The 18,600-nt window shown below is 65.6% G+C and carries 17 protein-coding genes and 1 tRNA gene; 8 read left to right on the top strand and 10 right to left on the bottom strand.

Going from position 1 to position 18,600, the window contains the following annotated elements; all coding sequences use genetic code 11:
• Window positions 1-36 precede the first annotated feature (36 nt).
• Window positions 37-948, top strand: coding sequence for a DMT family transporter (locus tag FOB72_RS15000; RefSeq protein WP_150373340.1), 912 nt, complete (start codon window positions 37-39; stop codon window positions 946-948).
• A gap of 22 nt (window positions 949-970) precedes the next feature.
• Here the strand turns inward: FOB72_RS15000 and FOB72_RS14995 are convergent, their stop codons facing one another.
• Window positions 971-2,107, bottom strand: coding sequence for an alkene reductase (locus FOB72_RS14995; RefSeq protein ID WP_150373339.1), 1,137 nt, complete (start codon window positions 2,105-2,107; stop codon window positions 971-973).
• Window positions 2,108-2,280: 173 nt separating this feature from the next.
• On the opposite strand from FOB72_RS14995, the gene FOB72_RS14990 reads away from it, so the two are divergent.
• From FOB72_RS14990 to FOB72_RS14970, 5 genes are all read left to right on the top strand, one after another.
• Window positions 2,281-3,240, top strand: coding sequence for a LysR family transcriptional regulator (locus FOB72_RS14990; RefSeq protein ID WP_150373338.1), 960 nt, complete (start codon window positions 2,281-2,283; stop codon window positions 3,238-3,240).
• Between the two features lie 526 nt (window positions 3,241-3,766).
• Entirely contained in the window at window positions 3,767-5,386 is a 1,620-nt protein-coding gene (locus tag FOB72_RS14985) for an anti-phage dCTP deaminase (RefSeq protein ID WP_150373337.1), read from the top strand.
• Window positions 5,387-5,388: 2 nt separating this feature from the next.
• Window positions 5,389-5,613, top strand: a complete 225-nt coding sequence (locus FOB72_RS14980; protein WP_150373336.1) for a hypothetical protein — start codon at window positions 5,389-5,391, stop codon at window positions 5,611-5,613.
• A gap of 577 nt (window positions 5,614-6,190) precedes the next feature.
• Window positions 6,191-6,394 carry a hypothetical protein gene (locus FOB72_RS14975; protein WP_150373335.1) on the top strand — a complete coding sequence of 68 codons (204 nt, stop codon included), beginning with the start codon at window positions 6,191-6,193 and terminating at the stop codon, window positions 6,392-6,394.
• A 114-nt stretch (window positions 6,395-6,508) separates the two neighbouring features.
• Window positions 6,509-6,703 carry a hypothetical protein gene (locus FOB72_RS14970; RefSeq protein ID WP_150373334.1) on the top strand — a complete coding sequence of 65 codons (195 nt, stop codon included), beginning with the start codon at window positions 6,509-6,511 and terminating at the stop codon, window positions 6,701-6,703.
• Between the two features lie 81 nt (window positions 6,704-6,784).
• Here FOB72_RS14970 and FOB72_RS14965 read toward each other — a convergent pair.
• From FOB72_RS14965 to def, 9 genes are all read right to left on the bottom strand, one after another.
• Window positions 6,785-6,860 (bottom strand) — tRNA-Phe (locus FOB72_RS14965).
• Between the two features lie 52 nt (window positions 6,861-6,912).
• Complete coding sequence (locus FOB72_RS14960) at window positions 6,913-7,626, bottom strand: response regulator (RefSeq protein WP_150373333.1); 714 nt, start codon at window positions 7,624-7,626, stop codon at window positions 6,913-6,915.
• A 54-nt stretch (window positions 7,627-7,680) separates the two neighbouring features.
• A complete protein-coding gene (locus FOB72_RS14955) occupies window positions 7,681-10,143 on the bottom strand; it encodes a sensor histidine kinase (protein ID WP_150373332.1) in 2,463 nt (820 codons plus the stop codon).
• Window positions 10,140-11,063: a DUF4390 domain-containing protein gene (locus FOB72_RS14950; protein ID WP_150373331.1), complete on the bottom strand. Its 924-nt coding sequence runs from the start codon at window positions 11,061-11,063 to the stop codon at window positions 10,140-10,142. The genes FOB72_RS14955 and FOB72_RS14950 overlap by 4 nt, the downstream gene beginning before the upstream one ends.
• Before the next feature lie 9 nt (window positions 11,064-11,072).
• Window positions 11,073-12,473 carry a 16S rRNA (cytosine(967)-C(5))-methyltransferase RsmB gene (gene rsmB / locus FOB72_RS14945; protein WP_150373330.1) on the bottom strand — a complete coding sequence of 467 codons (1,401 nt, stop codon included), beginning with the start codon at window positions 12,471-12,473 and terminating at the stop codon, window positions 11,073-11,075.
• A gap of 186 nt (window positions 12,474-12,659) precedes the next feature.
• Window positions 12,660-13,520: a zinc metalloprotease HtpX gene (gene htpX / locus FOB72_RS14940; protein ID WP_150373329.1), complete on the bottom strand. Its 861-nt coding sequence runs from the start codon at window positions 13,518-13,520 to the stop codon at window positions 12,660-12,662.
• 110 nt (window positions 13,521-13,630) lie between these two features.
• Window positions 13,631-14,284: a LysE family translocator gene (locus FOB72_RS14935; protein WP_150373328.1), complete on the bottom strand. Its 654-nt coding sequence runs from the start codon at window positions 14,282-14,284 to the stop codon at window positions 13,631-13,633.
• A 55-nt stretch (window positions 14,285-14,339) separates the two neighbouring features.
• Entirely contained in the window at window positions 14,340-15,368 is a 1,029-nt protein-coding gene (gene fmt, locus FOB72_RS14930; RefSeq protein ID WP_150373327.1) for a methionyl-tRNA formyltransferase, read from the bottom strand.
• A 138-nt stretch (window positions 15,369-15,506) separates the two neighbouring features.
• Complete coding sequence (gene def / locus FOB72_RS14925) at window positions 15,507-16,013, bottom strand: peptide deformylase (RefSeq protein ID WP_150373326.1); 507 nt, start codon at window positions 16,011-16,013, stop codon at window positions 15,507-15,509.
• 162 nt (window positions 16,014-16,175) lie between these two features.
• On the opposite strand from def, the gene FOB72_RS14920 reads away from it, so the two are divergent.
• Both FOB72_RS14920 and dprA read left to right on the top strand, forming a co-directional pair.
• Entirely contained in the window at window positions 16,176-17,354 is a 1,179-nt protein-coding gene (locus FOB72_RS14920; RefSeq protein ID WP_150373325.1) for a LysM peptidoglycan-binding domain-containing protein, read from the top strand.
• Window positions 17,355-17,379: 25 nt separating this feature from the next.
• Entirely contained in the window at window positions 17,380-18,564 is a 1,185-nt protein-coding gene (gene dprA / locus FOB72_RS14915; protein ID WP_223851353.1) for a DNA-processing protein DprA, read from the top strand.
• The last annotated feature ends 36 nt before the right edge of the window (window positions 18,565-18,600 follow it).

Below are 18,600 nucleotides of genomic sequence, written 5' to 3'. Positions count from 1 at the left end.
CGATAATGCGACCTCCCCCACGCGCTCCTCCATCTCATGCCAGCCAGTGCCAGTGTCGGCGCCAGACGCCTCGACGGGATTACGCTGCTCCTGCTTACCTTCCCGCCGCTGGCCTGGGCCGGCAACGCCATCGTCGGGCGTATCGCGGCAGGAGTGATCCCGCCGATCACGCTGAACATGGTGCGCTGGGCCATTGCGGGATTGTTGCTGGCGCCCTATGCATGGCGCGGCGTGGTCGAGCATCGCGCGATATTGCGCCGGCATGCGGGCGTGCTCACCGCGATGGGCGTGCTGTCCATCGCGAGCTACAACTCGTTCCAGTACCTTGCGCTGACGACATCGACACCGATCAACGTGACGCTGATCGGCGCGTCCACGCCACTGTTCCTGCTTGTGATCGGCGCGACGTTCTTTCGCGAACGCATCAAGCCCTGGCATGTGGCCGGGGCGCTGCTGTGTCTGGTCGGGGTATCGTTCGTGCTGCTGCGCGGGGACCTCGTCCATCTGGCCCAGCTGAACTTCGTGCCCGGCGATCTTTTCATGCTGACCGCCACCATCGCATGGAGCGGCTACACGTGGCTCCTGCGCAAGCACCGCCCGGAGATTCCGCTGCCGACACTGCTCTTCGCGCAGATCGTCATCGGCGTCATCGTGAACATCCCGTTCGCGTGGTGGGAGCTGTCGATGCTGGACCATGAACTCGCCTGGAGCGCCAAGGTGGCGGGCATCCTGCTCTACGTGGCCACGGTGCCGTCGCTGCTTGCCTACTTCGCCTGGGACCGCGCGATCGCGCGCGCGGGGGCGCAACTGCCGGTGTTCTTCATCACGCTGACGCCGATCTTCGCGGCGCTGCTCTCTTCGCTGCTGCTGGGCGATCCACCGCGCTGGTACCACTTCGTCGGCATGGCCACCATCGCGGTGGGGATCTGGTTCGCGCAGCGGCGATAGCTACCCCCCTGCGTTTGCTGTCTTACGCGGTGGCGGCCTCGTACGGCGCGTAATCGATATAGCCCTTCGAACCGCCGCCGTAGAACGTGCTGCGATCCGCGGGCGTCAGTTCCCAGCCGTTCTCGAGACGCGCCACGAGATCCGGATTGCTGATGAAGCTCGCGCCGAACGCCGCGAGGTCGATCACGCCGTCTTCGATCAACTGCTCCGCGCGCTCGCGCGTCATGCCGCCCGCGAGGATCAGCGCGGTCTCGGGCAGCAACGTCTTCAGCTTGCCCAGCAGCGCGCTGAAGCCCGATGCTGCGCCGCCATCGACCGTCGTGGCGCCGACGATAAAGCCTGACTGGTCCATCAGATGCACGTAGGCGAGCTTGCGCGTGCCGATCTCCTTTGCCAGCGCGGTGTACGTGGCATCGATCTCCGGATGCAGCGGCATGTCGAACAGCTGGCCGTATGGCGAGATGCGAATGCCGACGCGCGATGCGCCGATGCGCGCGACCACGGCATCGATGACGGCCAGCGTGAAGCGCAGGCGATTCTCCATCGTATGGGCCGAGAACGCGTCGTCGCGATCGTTGACGAGCGGGTTCAGGAACTGCTCGTGCAGATAGCCGTTGGCACCGTGGATCTCCACACCATCGAAGCCCGCCGCGATGGCGTTCTCGGCGGCCTGCGCGAACTCCTCCACGATGCGATAGATCTCTTCGGTCGCGAGCTGGCGCGGTGCCGGCGGTGCGACGAGATTGGGCTTGCCCTGCTCGTCGTAGCCGAAGGCCTGCGCGCCGACCGGTTGCTTCGAGCTCGGGCTCACGGGCAGCCTGCCGTCCTGCTGGATCGACGGATGCGAGACGCGTCCCACGTGCCAAATCTGCGCGAACATATGGCCGCCGACGGCGTGCACGGAGTTCGTGGTCAGGCGCCAGCCGGCGATCTGCGCGTCGGTAAAGATGCCGGGGTTGAACAGATAGCCCTGCCCTTCGCGGGAGATGGGCGTACCTTCCGACACGATGAGGCCGGCGGTGGCGCGTTGCGTGTAGTAGAGCGCGACGCGTTCGTCGGCGACATCCTCGGGCGCGCGCGAGCGGGTCAGGGGCGCCATCACGACGCGATTGGCGAGCGTCAGGCCGGCGAGGTCGAAGGGCTTGAAGAGGCGGGACATAAGCGTTTCCTTTGCTGCATCGTTGACAGTCTTCGGCGACCGGTTTGTTCACGGGGCCGACTGATTGGAGACCATCATAGGCAGATGCGAAAATCGCTACAATCCAGCGGCTGGACAAATCAATTTTGTCCAAATCGCAACCGAGCGCCGTTTGCGGCACGTAGAGACCCGCCATGAACCTGCAGGCCATCCGCTATTTCCTGATGGTGTCCACGACGGGCAGCTTCCAGGCGACCGCGCGCCACTTTCAGGTGCCCGCGTCGTCGGTATCGCGCTTCGTCGCCGCGCTGGAAAAGGAGCTCGGCCAGCAGCTGCTGTACCGGAACACGCGCGCGGTGCGCCTGACGGAGGCGGGCGAGCAGTACTTCCTGCAGGTGCGCGATGCGGTGGAGCTGCTCGACCAGGCGGCCGAAGGGCTGGTCCATCGCGACGCCGATATCAATGGCCTCGTGCGCATCAACGCGCCGGAAATGCTGGGACGGCTGCATATCGCGGGCATCGTCAATGCGTTGCAGGCACGGTATCCCGATCTTGTCGTCGAGCTCACGCTGACCGACGCGTATATCGATCCGGTACAGGAAGGTGCGGACATCACCATCCGCGTCAGTCCACTGCTCGACTCGGGCCTGATCGGCAAGGTCATCGGCTCGATGCGGCACGTCGTGGCGGCGAGTCCCGCTTATATCGCCGCGCACGGAAAACCCGAGAGCCCGCAGGATCTGCTCGCGCACCGCTGCCTCGTCTACAAGGGGCAACTCGGCGCGCAGAAGTGGTACTTCCGGACGGCGCCCACCGAAGCCTTCCAGACGCTGAACGTCAGCGGTCCACTGCGCAGCAACAACGCCGAAACGCTGCTCGCGGCAGCGGTAGCCGGCCGTGGCATCGTGGTGTTCCCCACGTGGGTCTATCGCACCGACATGTTCAGGCAGGGCGAGCTCGTGGCACTGCTGGAAAACTGGGAGTTCGCGGCCTCGCCCGAGCCGTCCTACATCCAGATGCTCTCGCCAGAAAACCGCCTGCGCTCGCGCAAGGTACGAGAAGTCTCGACGTTCATCGTCGAGGCCATCGGGTCCCCGCCTTATTGGGATGGGCTCTGCGACAGCAAAGCCTCGAATACAGCTTTTGATTTGTAAAACGAAAATACAAATCAGGATTTGTATTTCCGTTTAATCGCGTGACATGCGACGCAGCTTCCAAGAGCCGGAAGAGTGGAAGGGGAAAATGAAAAAGCCCCGTGTCAGCTACATCGATGTCCCAAGTGGAACTTGGGCGTCCGCGACCCCGAGCGCGGCCGCCGCAATTTCGTAGATCGGCGCTGTATCCCCGCATCGCGCAGATCTATCATTTCGCGACGCATGGAACGCCCCCGCCATCGCAATCGATCTTCGCGCTTTCGCGTGCCGCGACCTATCCCACAATACATAGTGTGATGGCACTCCAGTTCGCCACCATCGAAACTTCGTGGCCGCCTCGTGAAAGCCGACCAGCTCTCGTATCTCCAGAAGCCGGAGACGACGGCTCTGAGGCGGTGTTGCGAGTCGCGAACAGCCCGAGGATCCGTCTTGCGCGATGTGTTAAGCAGCAGGTGCCGCAAGACGCGACTGTCTTGCTCCTCACAGCCTGCTTGGTTGAAAGTCAAACTACTATTGGATGGCACACATGAGAAGCGCCGCGACAAAACAGGACAGCGGAAATCGGTTGAATCCGGTCGCATTGGACAAGCAGCTCGCTGCTGAGGGTCCGTTGACTGCGGAGATTGTCATCGCGCTTTGCGGACCGATGGGTACGCCATTGCATGAGGTCGGCCACTCGTTCGAGATGCTACTAAAGGGCACGGATTACAACTACGAGAACGTTACCGTCATTCGACTGAGTGACGAGGTTCGAAGAATTGGCGGTCTGCACGCCGACTGCTCACGGAACGAGCTCATTGAGAAGGAAAACCAGCTCCGAGCCGTACACGGCAATGCGTACCTTGCTCGGGTCGCGATCAGAACTATCGCGTTGGCTCGTGAAAAGCTGAACGCTGGGCATTGTCGGCAGACAGCTATGTTCCATGGATGCGATGCCGATCCCTCCGCACCGATCTTCTCCAGGCGCACCTGTCACATCATCGACTCCATCAAGAACGTCGATGAGCTACGTCTTCTAAGGTCGGTGTACGGCGACATGTTGCACGTGATCGGTGTCTACGCGCCGATCGAGGTCAGGATCGATCGCTTGTCAAAGCGCGCGCATCGTGGCGAACACACGCATCTGCTGATCGATCGGGACTCTGGTGAAGAGGTCGATCACGGGCAGCAGGTCAGTGAGATCTTCCCGCAATCGGACTTCTTTCTTCGTGCCGACTCTGGTACCGATACGCAACTGCAATCAAGTGCAAGGAGGTTTCTGGATTTGATGATGGGCACGAAGATCGCGACACCCACCGCAAACGAGCGCGCCATGTATGCGGCGTACTCGGCCGCACGCAATTCCGCGTGTCTGTCCCGTCAGGTAGGTGCGGCTCTTCTGGACTCGGATGGAGAAGTTTTGTCTGTAGGGTGGAACGACGTACCGAAGCCGTTCGGCGGGCTCTATGAATCAGGCGCCAATGTTTCTGCCGACTACGATCGTCGATGCTGGAATCGCGATGGTGGTCATTGCTGCAACGATGAAGAGAAAGATCTGATTGCCAGCGATCTGGTCTGGCGCATGATAAGAGAGGGAATCGTGAGTGCAGAGAACAGGGAGCGCGCGGTCGAACTGATCCGGCACGGTAGTCAACTCAAAAGCTTGATCGAGTTCTCAAGAGCGGTGCATGCGGAGATGCATGCCCTGTTGAATGCGGGGGCCACAAACGGTGCCAAGATACGTGGGGGCCGGCTGTTTGTTACGACTTACCCTTGTCACTCATGCGCGCGTCATATTGTGGCAGCAGGCATCAGGGAGGTTTGCTTCCTCGAGCCATATCGGAAGAGCCTGGCGACAAAGCTGCATTCCGACGCCATTACAGAGCGCGAGGGAGACGGTAACAAAGTCCGAATTTTTCCTTACGACGGCGTAGCGCCGTCACGATTCCTCAAGTTCTTCTCCGCACGCTCGGAGGGCCGGAAGGATCCGAGAAGCGGAAAGATGCGAATGCACGCGGCCTACCCTGTTACTGCGATTACGTTGGAGGCCATACCGACGCTAGAGTCAGTCGCCATCCGGGGCCTCCGACCGGAAGCAGCGGCGGTTTGTCCCGACATCGCCGGGGGTCGGGACGCGTCGGGTGACGAGATGCAATTCAGGAGTTAGAAATGGGAATCGGCGAGCAGATCCAAATGCCCCTGGACTTGGGGATGCCTCAGGAACGTTCTTTTGATGCGTGCCAGGAAGACGCCAATGTTTTCGACATCGAGCGTCGGAGCGCCGTCGTGCTGCAATTCCCCAGCTCGCGAGTGCATCAGGCCGATCAGATGGAAGAGGCAATGCTGCTTGAGAGAATCCTGCGGCGCTCTGCCGGCTTTGGCGCTTGGTTCTAGAGGGCTATGTGTAGACCGGAGCGGTCGGGGGGCTGCACTGAACAGATTAGAGAGAACCTCGGCCGCGGTTATCGGCAGCATGGCGGTCTAGGGCGGCGATGGGTTGCCAAAGCTAAATGCTTCCATCGCGACCGACGCCCGAGTCGGCCGTGGCCGGCGGCGCAGCGTGCTTGATCACATTCGGCGCGCGGTCGCTTTCCTTACGGCTCATGACAGCTCCATGACGCTGGTATTGGTGACGCCTTCGAGCGGTTCGTGCGCAGTGGTGTCAAGCTCAACGAAATCTGAGCCGCAGCCCCCTTCTGCATTGGAGCAGAACTTCGTTTTGGCCATACCGCTTTGACCGGTCCTTGCGAGACGCTCGTCGTGCGAGGAGACCACGCGAACCCTACCGATTCAACTCATGTCGGGTGCCATCGCTATTGATTCTTTCCCTCGGCGTAGTGACCATTCGCGCATCGAAACTCAATAGAAAATACTATGAATTTCCGCATGCAGAAACACAATTTCCACGTCTTTTGCATTTAAAAATTTCATGTTCCACAATGCGCCGAAATTGTCTTGGTGAGGCGTGGGCATGACGTGCGAAGTCGTGGTGGCGAATCGGATGGGCGTTGCGCTGGCTGCAGATAGCGCCGCAACTTTCGATGATAAGCATATCGCCAGCATGTCGGCAGTTTTGCCGACGCGCTCCTCGATGCGACCAGAGGCGTTTCAGATATTGAAGAACGACTCGGCCGCTCCGCTGCCGACTTCGAACGCCAATGGTCCGAAGAGCTGATTCGCGGCAATCCCGTACCCGATCGGAGGGCTTGGTCTGGATCAAGAGGAAACACCACTTCGATTCCACACTCAATCACCGATTTTTCCATCGACAGTTCGAGGAGCAGACAACATGAGCTTTGGCCACAACCCACATCAACAGGAAAACGCCGGCGAGTTTGGTGTTTCCAACCCTCCGGCAAGACCCAGAACGCCGGCGGAGAAGTACGATGAAATGATGCGTCGACGCGCCTACTTCCGGCAACGGATCGCCGAGTACGATGCTAGTCGCGTGGAGCCTGAAGAGCCGTCTTGCGCGATGTGGTAGGGAGTGAGCAGGTGCCGCAAAACACGATACGGGGCGCGCAAAAACAAAAACGGACGCCGAAGCGTCCGTTTTTTTTCATGCTGGTGGCCTGGGACGGAATCGAACCGCCGACACAAGGATTTTCAATCCTCTGCTCTACCGACTGAGCTACCGGGCCAAAGAAGCGAAACTATATCAGCCGTTTTTGCAGTGGTCAAGCGTTGCGTGCTTCACTGCTCGGTGGGCTCGGGCTTGTTGCGGCCCAGTTCGACGCCGAGCTGCTTGAGCTTGCGGTAGAGGTGGGTACGCTCGAGGCCCGTCTTCTCGGCGACGCGGGTCATGCTGCCGTGTTCGCGCATCAGGTGGTACTCGAAGTAGGCGCGCTCGAACAGGTCACGGGCTTCGCGCAGCGGCATGTCGAACGAGAAATGCATCTCCGCTTCGGGCACGCGCGTCGCGTTGCCGTTGGCCGTGGCATCCACCGGGATTTCGGCGGGCGCCGAGGGCGAGGCGGCATCGGGAGCGGTTGTCGCGGCCGGTGCGGTGCTGGCCGCGGCCGGTGCCGTGCGTGGACGCTCGATGCCGCGCGCGAGGCCCTGCTCCACCGCGGACAGCAGCTTCTGCAGCGCGATCGGCTTCTCGAGGAAATTCAGCGCGCCGATCTTGGTCGCCTCGACGGCGGTATCGATCGTGGCGTGCCCGGACATCATGATCACGGGCATCGTGAGATAGCCCTGCGCCGACCACTCCTTGAGCAGGCTCACGCCATCGGTATCCGGCATCCAGATGTCGAGCAGGACGAGGTCAGGCGTGCTGCCCGCGCGAAACTCGCGTGCCTGCTGCGCGTTCTCAGCCAGTTCGACCACATGGCCTTCGTCGCTCAGGATTTCCGAGAGCAACTCCCGAATACCCATTTCGTCATCGACTACGAGGATGGTTGCCATACTTGCCCTCTTAACCCCACCATGGCGCCGCCATGATGGACGGAACCTGATTGACTATGCCAGTTTAACGAACAGGATCGAGATCTGCGCTCCGACGATCTCGGCGCCATCCATGCGGTTCCGCAACTCGATGCGGGCGCCATGTTCGTCAATGATCTTCTTCACCATCGCAAGCCCGAGGCCAGTGCCCTTGGCTTTGGTGGTCACGTACGGTTCGAACGCGCGACTCAAAATTCGTGGCGCGAAACCCGGTCCGTTGTCCGCGATGGAGAGCTTGACGGCCTGCCGGTCTTCGCCGGCAGAATCTTTGTATTCTACAGTCTCGGTCCGGAGAGTGATACGGGGCGCCGCCCTCCCCGCCGCGACGTTATCCGCGACCGCATCCTGCGCATTCTGCAACAGGTTGTGGATAACCTGGCGCAGTTGTGTCGGATCGCCCTTTATTTCAGGCAATGCCTGACCCAGCGTCGGATGAATCACGGGGTGTTCGTGCACGGCCGGATCGTCGATCCCGTACAGATGCAGCACCTCGGACACGAGCCCATTGAGCTGCAGCAGCTGCACGACCGCCGGCGGCGTCCGCGCATAATCGCGGAAATCGTCGACCATGCGTTTCATTGCCGCTACCTGGTTAACGATCGTCGCGGCCCCGCGCTTTAGGACGTCCGCGTCGGTTTCTGTAAGTTTTGGCGACAATTTCATCTGCAGACGCTCGGCGGACAGCTGAATCGGCGTCAGAGGGTTCTTGATTTCATGGGCCAGCCGGCGCGCCACCTCGCCCCAGGCGATCGAGCGCTGGGCCGAAATCACGTCGGAAATATCGTCGAACACGACCACATAGCCAGGTTCGTCACGGTTGGCCGCGGGCAGCCGCGCGCCACGCACCAACAGGGTGAGCGGCTGTTCCTCGTCGCCCTGCGGCAGTTCGATCTGCTTCTGCCAGTGCTGCGCGCCCCCGAGCACCTCGCTCGTGGTCTGCTCGGAAAACGCCTGCCGCACGATCTCGCCGAATTCCGCGAGGTTCGGAATCTGATCGAAACACTGGCCGAGCACGGTCGCGAACGGCTGCCGGAAAATGCGCTCCGCGCCGGGGTTCGCGGTCAGCAGCACAAAGCGCCGGTCGAACACGAGCACGCCCGCCGTCAGGTTCTGCAGCACGCTCTCGAGGTACGCCTTCGATTGCTCGAGCGCGGCGCGGTTCTGCTCGACCGCGAGCCGCGCATCGGACAACTGGCGCGTCATCTGATTGAACTGCTGCGTGAGCATGCCCAGTTCGTCGCGGCTCTTGAGCTCGCGCTTCGGCGAGAGGTCGCCCTCCGCGACTTCCTTGGTCCCCTGCAGCAGCATCAGCAGCGGCCGCGCGAGCTGCCCGCCGAGCAGCAGCGCGAGCATCACGGCGATGAAGACGGCCAGGAACAGCGTGAGCGTCAGCGTGCCGATATACATCTTGCGCAGGCCCGTGCGGCCCAGCGCCTTCTCCTGGTATTCCTGGTACGCCCGCTGGACCTCGTCCGCATTGCGCGCGAGCGCCGCGGGCACAGGCTGGATGACCTGCAGATAGCGTTCCTCGCGGACCGTGTCGCCGACGAGCCCGAAGCCCGCGGGCGGCGCGTCCTCGGGCCGGCGTTCGACCGACAGCCCGGAGCCCGCCCACTTGTCGCGCGTGGGCCCGAGCGCGATGCGCGGCGGGCGCTGCGCGGCCGCGCCGCTCGCGGTGGCACCCTGCCCGTTCGCGCCGTCCTGCTGCGGCACGGGGGCGACGCCGAGCGGAATGATCACGCGTACCCGATACAGCGGCGTCCCCTCGACATGCCGCGTCCCGCCGCTGGCCGGCTCGGTACCGCCCTCCACCGATGCGTACCCGCCCGCCAGTCGCGCCTGCTCGGCCAGCGCGCCCGACGGCAGATCCGGCACGAGCGAGGCATAGCTGCTCGAGGCTGTGGCCAGCACGCGGCCGCTGCCCGTGAAGATCGCGGCTTCCTGCACGCCGTACTGCTCGCGCAGCCGGTTGAGCTGCAGCGACGTGGCCATGCCGGAGGACCCCGTGAGCTGGTCCGCCATCGAGCGCGCGCGGCTCTGCACGTCGCCGAGCGTGCTGTCGATGGTCGTGCGGCCGAGGTTCAGGCCCGCTTCGAGCGCGGTTTCCACGCGCACGTCGAACCACGACTCGATACTGCGGGAGACGAACTGCAGCGACACGAGGTAGATCAGCACGCCGGGCAGCACGCCCACCACGCCGAAGAACACCGCGAGCTTGGTCATCAGCCGCGTACCGAACTTCCCGCGGCGGTAACGCAGCCACAACGTGAACGCGAGCGCGCCGATCGTCAGGATCAGCAGCACCCCGACCACGAGGTTGATCTTGAACAGCAGCGTGAAATAGCGATCGAAGAACTCGGTGTTGGCCGACGCGCCGGCCAGCAGTCCCACGAGCACGAGCGCGAGGAAGACGATGATGCTCGCCACGATGCGATACAGCACGCGGCGGAACCTGCTATCCCAAAGGCTTCCCTTCATGGCTGGCTCGCGGGCGGCTGAACGAGCTGACTGGGGGACAGCACGGTGGACACGGTCTGCGCGAACGGCGTGCGCGCCTCGTTATTGCTGGCCGCGGGCGCGGAGGCCGAAGACGGCGTCGAAGCCGGCACCGCGGCGGGCGACGATGCCGGGGCCTGCGGGGCGGGCAGCGAAGCGGGTGGCACGGCGGGCACGATCGGCACGTTTGGCGTCGCGGGCGCCACCGGCACGGGCGGCGGCGCATCGAGATTCGTCGGCACGGTGTAGTTGAAGTGCCGCCATTCGGACGACAGGTTCCACTCGCGCGTGTTCACCGCATTGATCTGGAAGGGCTTGGGCAATTGCGAGAGGTCCAGGCGCATGCGCACCTGGGCCTGATAGGTTTCGCCGGGCTTGACGGCATTACGCTCGAACACGCGCCATCCCCGCACATGCTGGATGAACTGCAGCGCGCTCTTGAGCCGCGTGAACGGCAATTGCAGGCCACCGGTGGAGACACGGTACTGTCGCGTGAGCGGCTGGTAGGACAGGCGCACGCTGCGCGTGGTGTTGACGGGCTTGTCGTCGAACCAGTACCAGCGCGGTCGCGTGAGCTGGAACTCGACGACGAAGTACAACGAGATGCCCTTGTGCAGCGCGTCCTCGAGTGCGGGCGGCAGATCGAAGTCGAACGATGCGGCGAGGTCGAAGCCGCCGTCCTGATACTCGATGCGGTTCTCGGTGGTTTCGATCAGCTGCGCATCGCCGCGTCCGGGATGGCAGAGCAATGCCAGCAGCAAAAGCATCGCGACGAGCCACCAGCGCAGGGCCCGCGACCGCAGGATGCGCGGGGCATGCAGGGACGAGGGCATCCCCGCGGAAAGCTCGCGCGCTGCGTCGCCATGGGCACGGAGGACGGACAAGCGCGGCGAGCTCGGCATCGGTCTGGGTCAGGCGCGTTTCTGGAAGCGGGCGTAGTAGAAGCCATCGTGGTCCGATGGCAGGCTTGCCTCGCCGGCAGCCGTCGCGGTATCCACCGCGGTGCCGCCGACCGGTTCAGGCGCCTTCACACCGGGCAGCAGTTGCCCCGGCGCCTGCAATCGTATCGCATCTGGTAGCTGCGCACCAAACCAGCGCGCCTGCTCTTCGCCCTCCGTTGGGAAAATCGAACAGGTTACATAGACGAGAATGCCGCCAGGCTTGAGCAGCGGCCAAAGCTGCGAAACGATGCGACGTTGCTCGTTGACGAGCTTGCCGATATCTGATTCGCGGCGCAGCCAGCGAATATCGGGATGCCGCCGTACGATGCCCGACGCGGAACATGGCACATCCGCGAGGATGCGATCGAACGGCTGACCATCCCACCAGTCCTTCGGACGGCTCGCATCGCCGGTAATCACGTTGGCCTGCTGGCCCAGGCGCGCAAGGTTGTCGTGAATGCGCGCCACGCGCTGCGCGTCGCTCTCCACCGCGGTCAGATCGATATCGGCGAGTTCCAGCAGATGGCCGGTCTTGCCGCCCGGTGCCGCGCACGCATCGAGGACACGCATCCCCGCGCGCATGCCGTCAGGACCTGCGAGCAGTTGCGCGGCCAGTTGCGCGCCGGCGTCCTGCACCGACACGTCGCCCTCGGCAAACCCGGGAATCTGCGACACCGGGAACGCACGCACGAGGCGCACGGCCTGCGGGCCCACCTGCACGCCCGCCAGTCCCGCATTGGCCAGACGCGTCAGATACTCCTTGACGGTGCCGCGCGCGGTGTTCACGCGCAGCGTCATCGGCGGACGCGCATTGACGCCGGCCGCGAGCGACGACCATTGATCCGGGTACGCGTCGCGCAGCATGCGCAGCCACCAGGCCGGCAGGTTCCAGCGCGCCTCGTCTTCCTGCGCGATACGCGCGAGCAGCGGCTTGCGCTCGCGCAGGAAACGGCGCAGCACCGCGTTGACGAGCCCGCGCGCATGCGCGGTCTTGGGTTCGGACGCGGCCGCGCTGACGGCCTGGTCCACCACGGTGAAGTCGCTGTAGCCCCGTCCCGGCTGATCGGCATCGGGCTGCTCGCCGTCGAGCAGCAGCGCGAGCGCGACGGCCAGCAGCGAGTCGACGAGCGCGCCGGGCGGACGCGTCACGAGGTCCGTGACCAGCGCGCGCGTGGCACCGAACTGGCGCATCGTGCGATAGGCGAGATCCTGGATGGCGCCGCGCGTGGCGGCATCGCGCACGCGGTCCAGCCGCAGATGCGCGGCGGCCTCGTCGATGGCCTGCGGCAAGGCGGTGCCCTCGTTGACGCCGCGCACCGCGGCAGCGGCGCCAAGCATCTGGAAGGCGAGTGAATCAGGTTGCAGGCGCATACGATCGAAAACTCAAGAAAAACGGTACCGGGTACGGAAAGCGCGGGCCGGCGGCGGTGAAAAAATGCCCGCCGGCTCCGAAGAAGAACACGGCGGGCAGTTTACCCGTTGGCGTGCATGCGCCGGATTTTACAGCGCAGCGGCCGGCACGCCGCCGAAGGCGGCTCAGGGGGCGCCGGCGGACCCTCAGGAGGGGTACGCGCCCGTCTGCGCCATCTGCATCAGGCGCGCGATGCGTTCCTCGGTGGCCGGGTGCGTCGAGAACAGGTTCGCGATGCCGCCGCCGGCCAGCGGGTTCATGATCATCATCTGCGCGGTGGCCGGATGCTCCTCGGCCGCCTGGAACGGAATGCCCTGCGCGTAGCGATGGATCTTGTCGAGCGCGCTCGCGAGCGCCTGCGGATCGCCGCTGATCTCGGCACCGCCGCGGTCGGCTTCGAACTCGCGCGCGCGGGAGATCGCCATCTGGATCAGCGAGGCCGCCAGCGGCGCGAGGATCGCCACCGCGATACCGGCGATCGGGTTGGTACGGTTGCCGTTCTCGTCGCGGCCGCCAAAGAACATCGCCATGTTGGCGAGCGCGGAGATCGCGCCGGCCATCGTCGCCGCGATGGTGGAGGTCAGGATGTCGCGGTGACGCACGTGCGCGAGCTCGTGCGCCATCACGCCGCGCAGTTCGCGGTCGGACAGCACGCGCAGGATGCCCGTCGTGGCGGCCACCGCGGCGTTCTCGGGATTGCGGCCCGTGGCGAACGCATTGGGGGCGTCCTCGTTGATCAGGTACACGCGCGGCATCGGCAAACCCGCGCGTTGCGCGAGGTCCTGCACCATGCCGTAGAACTGCGGGGCGGTACTCGCATCGACTTCCTGCGCGTTGTACATGCGCAGGACCATCTTGTCCGAGAACCAGTAGGAGAAGAAGTTCATCCCCAGGGCGATCAGCAGCGCGATCATCATGCCGCCGCGTCCGCCGATCATGCCGCCGATGACGATGAACAGCGCCGTGATGGCGGCCATCAGCATGAAGGTCTTGACCCAGTTGAACATGGCAGTGAGCTCCGTGGATATCGGTCAACGCGCCAGGCGCGCGTTCTCTCGTTAGATAGGGTTACCGGCCCGGAAATTCAATGTCCGCGGCAGGGTTTTTCGTGACGCGCTCAGCGCGGCAGCAGGGCCAGCCGCGCGCCCAGGCCGATAAAGGCGGTACCCACCACGCGATCGAGCCAGCACTTGAGGCGCGGCGCCTGGCTGACCCGCCGGGTCAGCGCACCCGCGAGCCACGCGACGAGCGTGTTCCAGACGGTGGTCATGACGATCATGATCGCGCCGAGCACGAGGAACGCCGCCGCCTGGTGCCCGGCCTTCGGGTCCACGAACTGCGGGAAGAACGACAGGAAGAACAGGATGACCTTCGGGTTCAGCACGTTGGTCAGGAAGCCCTGCATGAACAGCGCGCGCAATCCACGCGCCTCCCGCGGGCGGCCCGCGTCTCCCGGCGCGGATACCGCCACGCCAGCCGGGCGGAACGTCGTGGCGATCATGCGCAGGCCGAGCCAGCACAGGTAAGCCGCGCCCGCGTACTGGATGACCGAGAACGCGATCGGCGAGGCCGCCAGCAGCGCGGTGAGCCCGAATGCCGTGGCGAGGGCATGCACGCAGCAGCCCGCGCTGACCCCAAGCGACGACATGACGCCGGCCATCCGGCCCTGCGCGACGCTGCGGCCGACGATATAGGCGGTGTCGGGGCCGGGGGTCACATTGAGCAGGAAGACCGCGCCGACGAAGAGCGGCAGATCCGTGATGCCGAGCATGATGGGGTAGCTGGAGTAACGAAGGAGGCGGAGGACGCGTCCTGACCGCCGCCGATTATGCCTGCGCGGCCGCCTTTGCCGCGATCTCCGCCGGCAGCAGGCAGCGCGTGCCCGGCACCAGTGGCATCGACTGCAGGAACTGCTGGGCCGGCTGCCGGCGCCCGCCCGGCTTCTGTAACTCGGTCACCTGCAGCGCGGTGCCGTCGCCGCAGGCGATGATCACCCCCGTGGCGTCCGCCGACAGCACGGTGCCCGGCGGATGCGGCAGCGGCGAGCCCCCGGCCGCGAGCGCCAGCGCCTGCCAGCACTTGATCACGGTCTCTCCCACCTGCACGGTCGCACCGGGAAACGGATTGAACGCGCGGACCTGCCGGGCGAGCGGCGCGGCCGGCCGCGACAGGTCGAGCGGCGCCTCGTCCTTGCCGATCTTCTCGGCATAGGTGATGCCCGTCTCGGGCTGCGGCGTGGCAACCAGCGCGCGGCCGGCGGCCAGTTCGCGCAGCGCGTCAACGATGAGGCGGCCGCCCATCGCGGCCAGCGCGTCGTGCAGCGAGCCCGTGGTGTCCAGCGGCCCGATGGGCACGCTGTCCCGCGACAGCATCGCGCCCGTGTCGAGCCCTTCGTCCATCTGCATCAGCGTGATGCCGGTTTCCGTATCGCCCGCCTCGATGGCGCGGTGGATCGGCGCGGCGCCGCGCCACCGGGGCAGCAGCGAGCCATGGATGTTCAGGCAGCCATGGCGCGGCAGCGCCAGGACCTCGGCCGGCAGGATCAGCCCGTATGCGGCCACGACCATGACGTCGGGCGCGATGGCCGCGAGCGTGTCCACGGCCGCGCCCGCCTCTTCGGGGTACTTGCCCTGGCGCCGCAGCGAGCGGGGCTGGAGCACAGGTCCGAGATCATGCGCCACGGCGAACTGCTTGACGGGGCTGGCCTGCAGTTGCATGCCGCGCCCGGCGGGGCGATCGGGCTGGGTCAGCACGGCCACCACCGGGAACCCGGCGGCATGGATGGCCTCGAGAGCGACGCGGGCGAATTCAGGCGTCCCGGCGAAGGCAACGCGCAGGGGCTGGGCTTGTGTCATGGCAGCGTTCCGCTAAAAAGCACTCCGGCCGCATGGCGGCCGGTAGTGGATCGACTGTAGGCAGGGACTGCGGGAGGGCGAACGGTCCTCTCACGATAGCAGACCCGGCGCGCGGGCCGGGCGCATCGCGGCGGACTGTTACATCCGCGAACGTCCGCGCTTCTGCAGCTTGGACTTGATGCGGTTGACCTTGAGCGGCGACAGGTACTCGACGAAGACCTTGCCCTTCAGGTGGTCCATCTCGTGCTGTATACATACAGCGAGCAGTTCGTCCGCGTCGAGCTCGAATGTCTCGCCGCGCTCGTTGAGCGCGCGCACGCGCACGCGGTCCGGCCGTTCCACGCGGTCGTAGACCTCGGGCACCGACAGGCAGCCCTCTTCCCACACCTTGCGGTTGTCGCTGGCCCAGACGATCTCCGGATTGATAAAGACCTGGAGCGCGTCGCGCGTCTCGGACAGGTCGATCACGATCACCTGCTCGTGCACGTCCACCTGCGTCGCGGCGAGGCCGATGCCGGGCGCCTCGTACATGGTTTCGGCCATGTCCTTCACGAGCTGGCGGATGCGGTCGTCCACGGCCGCAACAGGCTTTGCAACGATGTGGAGACGGGGATCGGGGTAGGTCAGGATGTCCAGTTTTGCCATGATGCTCGGGCGCAACGCCGGCTGCGTGCAACGAAGCCGTCGCGTTGCGGCGACGGATGTTTACATGCAGAATCGGGGCGCTAGTACAAAAATTCAAGGCGCGCCGCAGCAGGCACGCTCTATCCAGGGTCAATCCGGTCGTCACGCCGACCGGTCAGGAAAATGCGCGATCTTACCAAAGAACAGGCGGCGTTCGGCCGCAGGCTGCACGCGTTCACCTTCGCCATGCTGAGTGTCGCGGGCGTCACTGCCACAGCGAGCATGGCCGCCCAGGCCGCGGAGCAAGTGGTCACACCGACGCAACAGGCCGAAGCCAACCGCACCGCCCAGCAGGGTATCCCCATCTCCGATCTCGCACAGGACGCACCGTCGCAGTACACGGTACGCCGCGGCGACACGCTGTGGGGCATCTCGGGCCGCTTCCTGCGCCAGCCGTGGCGCTGGCCCGAGCTCTGGGGGATGAACAAGCAGCAGATCCGCAATCCGCACCTGATCTACCCGGGCCAGGTCCTGTACCTGGTTCAGCGTGACGGCCGCGCGTTCCTGTCCACCACGCCGCCGGGCGGCGCGGGCAGCGACACGGTGCGCCTGTCTCCGCGCGTGCGTGGCGACGAGGCCGATGGCGGCGCCATCCTGACCATTGCGGCCAAGGACATCGAGCCGTTCCTGATTCGCCCGCTCGTGGTGGATGAAGGGACGCTGGCCACGTCGGCGCGCCTCGTCGCGCTGCCCGAGTCGCGCGTGTATATGGGCCGCGGCGATTCCGCCTATGCGCGGGGCATCAACCCCGAGGACGCGCGGATCGGCAGCGACTGGCAGGCCTTCCGGCCCGTGCAGCCCGTGAAGGATCCGGTCACGCAGAAGGTCATCGGCTATGAGGCCGAGTATCAGGGCAACCTGCGCGTGACGCAGGGCCCGCAAGGCCCCGACGCCGTCACGACGGTCGAGGCCACGGCCGCGCAACAGGAGATCGGCGTCGGCACGCTGATGCTGCCGCAGCCGCCGCGCGAACTCGTGCGCTACGTCCCGCATGCGCCCGATGTCGAGGTCGATGCGCGCGTGGCCAAGGTCTACGGCGGCGTGCAATACGGCGGCGCCAAGCAGGTGGTGGTGCTGAACGCGGGCGGCAATGCGGGCCTCGAGCCGGGCCATGTGGTGGCGCTGTCGCGCGACGGCGGCCAGGTCAAGGACACGACCGAGAACAACCGGCTGATCACGCTGCCCGACGACCGCTATGGCCTCGCCTTCGTGTTCCGCGTGTTTCCGGGCATCTCGTATGCGCTCGTGACCGACGCGTCCAACACGATCATGGTCGGCGACCGCGCGCAGACGCCGCACTGACGCGCCGGCCAGCCGGCATCTCTCATTGCGTGACCATCGCGCGGGCTTGCCCGCGCTCTCCTCTCCCGTACCCTCCGCCCCCACGACCGCTCTCGGCGCCCATCCGGATGCCGGGGTCGCGGCGTGGCTGCGTCTGGTCGCCACGCCGGGGCTCGGTCCCGTCGGTGTGCGGCAGCTGCTGGCCGTCTTCGGCCCGCCCGCGCACGTGCTTGCGCAGGAGGCGGCGCGGCTGGCCGAATACCTGCCGCCCGGCATCGTGCGGGCGCTGCTGGCGCCGCCGGACCGCGCGATGGCCGCGCTGATCGACCGCACGCTCGCCTGGTGCGAGGCGCCCGGGCACCATCTGCTGACGCTGGCGGATGCCGCGTACCCGGCGCGGCTGTTCGATCTCCATGACCCGCCGCCCCTGCTCTATGTGAACGGGCAGCTGGAGGCGCTCGCACGCCCGTCGCTGGCCGTGGTCGGGGCGCGCAAGGCGACGGATCAGGGCCGCCGCGATGCCGAGTCGTTTGCCGCCGCCTTCTCGCGGGCCGGGCAGGCCGTGGTGTCGGGGCTGGCGCTCGGCGTGGATGCCGCCGCGCACGCGGGCGGCCTGAGCGGGCCCGGTGGCACCGTGGCGGTCATCGGTACGGGTGTGGACCTCGTCTATCCGGCCCGGCACCGGCACCTTGCGCACGCGGTGGCGGCGCATGGGGCGATCGTGAGCGAGTTTCCGCTGGGGGTCCGCGCGGTGGGGCATCACTTTCCGCGGCGCAACCGGATCATCGCCGCCCTGTCGCGCGGCGTGCTCGTGATCGAGGCGGCCGAGCGGTCGGGATCGCTGATTACCGCGCGCGTGGCCGCCGAACTCGGGCGGGAGGTGTTCGCGGTACCGGGGTCGATCCATTCGCCGCTCTCGCGCGGCGGCCACCGGTTGATTCGCGATGGCGCGAGGCTCGTGGAGGCGCCACAGGATGTACTCGAGGAGTTCGGGGATCTGGCACCCCCCGCGTCCGGCACCCCCGCCGGCGAGGGCGTGGGCGCGGCGGCGGCGCGTACCCGGTGCAGCGATACGCTCGGCACCGCCCTGGCCTATGATCCTGTCACGCTGGACGACATCTGCCTCCGGAGCGGAATGCGCCCGGATATGGTGACGACCGCACTGCTGGAACTGGAACTGGCAGGGGCCGTCGAGCGTCTACCGGGAAATCTCTATCGGCGATGCGGATGACCGAAGGGATGTTCCGGATCCAGGCGCGAGTTTGCA

The organism is Cupriavidus pauculus (assembly GCF_008693385.1).
In the GTDB taxonomy this organism is placed as follows: domain Bacteria; phylum Pseudomonadota; class Gammaproteobacteria; order Burkholderiales; family Burkholderiaceae; genus Cupriavidus; species Cupriavidus pauculus_D.
The sequence above is the reverse complement of the archived record's forward strand: the minus strand, read 5'-3'. Positions and strand labels throughout refer to the sequence as shown.

What these genes read in the sequence shown, in the direction of transcription:
- FOB72_RS15000 (WP_150373340.1), top strand. Translation starts at nt 37, where the DNA reads ATGCCAGCCAGTGCCAGTGTCGGCGCCAGACGCCTCGACGGGATTACG.
- FOB72_RS14995 (WP_150373339.1), bottom strand. Translation starts at nt 2,107, where the DNA reads ATGTCCCGCCTCTTCAAGCCCTTCGACCTCGCCGGCCTGACGCTCGCC.
- FOB72_RS14990 (WP_150373338.1), top strand. Translation starts at nt 2,281, where the DNA reads ATGAACCTGCAGGCCATCCGCTATTTCCTGATGGTGTCCACGACGGGC.
- FOB72_RS14985 (WP_150373337.1), top strand. Translation starts at nt 3,767, where the DNA reads ATGAGAAGCGCCGCGACAAAACAGGACAGCGGAAATCGGTTGAATCCG.
- FOB72_RS14980 (WP_150373336.1), top strand. Translation starts at nt 5,389, where the DNA reads ATGGGAATCGGCGAGCAGATCCAAATGCCCCTGGACTTGGGGATGCCT.
- FOB72_RS14975 (WP_150373335.1), top strand. Translation starts at nt 6,191, where the DNA reads ATGACGTGCGAAGTCGTGGTGGCGAATCGGATGGGCGTTGCGCTGGCT.
- FOB72_RS14970 (WP_150373334.1), top strand. Translation starts at nt 6,509, where the DNA reads ATGAGCTTTGGCCACAACCCACATCAACAGGAAAACGCCGGCGAGTTT.
- FOB72_RS14960 (WP_150373333.1), bottom strand. Translation starts at nt 7,626, where the DNA reads ATGGCAACCATCCTCGTAGTCGATGACGAAATGGGTATTCGGGAGTTG.
- FOB72_RS14955 (WP_150373332.1), bottom strand. Translation starts at nt 10,143, where the DNA reads ATGAAGGGAAGCCTTTGGGATAGCAGGTTCCGCCGCGTGCTGTATCGC.
- FOB72_RS14950 (WP_150373331.1), bottom strand. Translation starts at nt 11,063, where the DNA reads ATGCCGAGCTCGCCGCGCTTGTCCGTCCTCCGTGCCCATGGCGACGCA.
- rsmB (WP_150373330.1), bottom strand. Translation starts at nt 12,473, where the DNA reads ATGCGCCTGCAACCTGATTCACTCGCCTTCCAGATGCTTGGCGCCGCT.
- htpX (WP_150373329.1), bottom strand. Translation starts at nt 13,520, where the DNA reads ATGTTCAACTGGGTCAAGACCTTCATGCTGATGGCCGCCATCACGGCG.
- FOB72_RS14935 (WP_150373328.1), bottom strand. Translation starts at nt 14,284, where the DNA reads ATGCTCGGCATCACGGATCTGCCGCTCTTCGTCGGCGCGGTCTTCCTG.
- fmt (WP_150373327.1), bottom strand. Translation starts at nt 15,368, where the DNA reads ATGACACAAGCCCAGCCCCTGCGCGTTGCCTTCGCCGGGACGCCTGAA.
- def (WP_150373326.1), bottom strand. Translation starts at nt 16,013, where the DNA reads ATGGCAAAACTGGACATCCTGACCTACCCCGATCCCCGTCTCCACATC.
- FOB72_RS14920 (WP_150373325.1), top strand. Translation starts at nt 16,176, where the DNA reads ATGCGCGATCTTACCAAAGAACAGGCGGCGTTCGGCCGCAGGCTGCAC.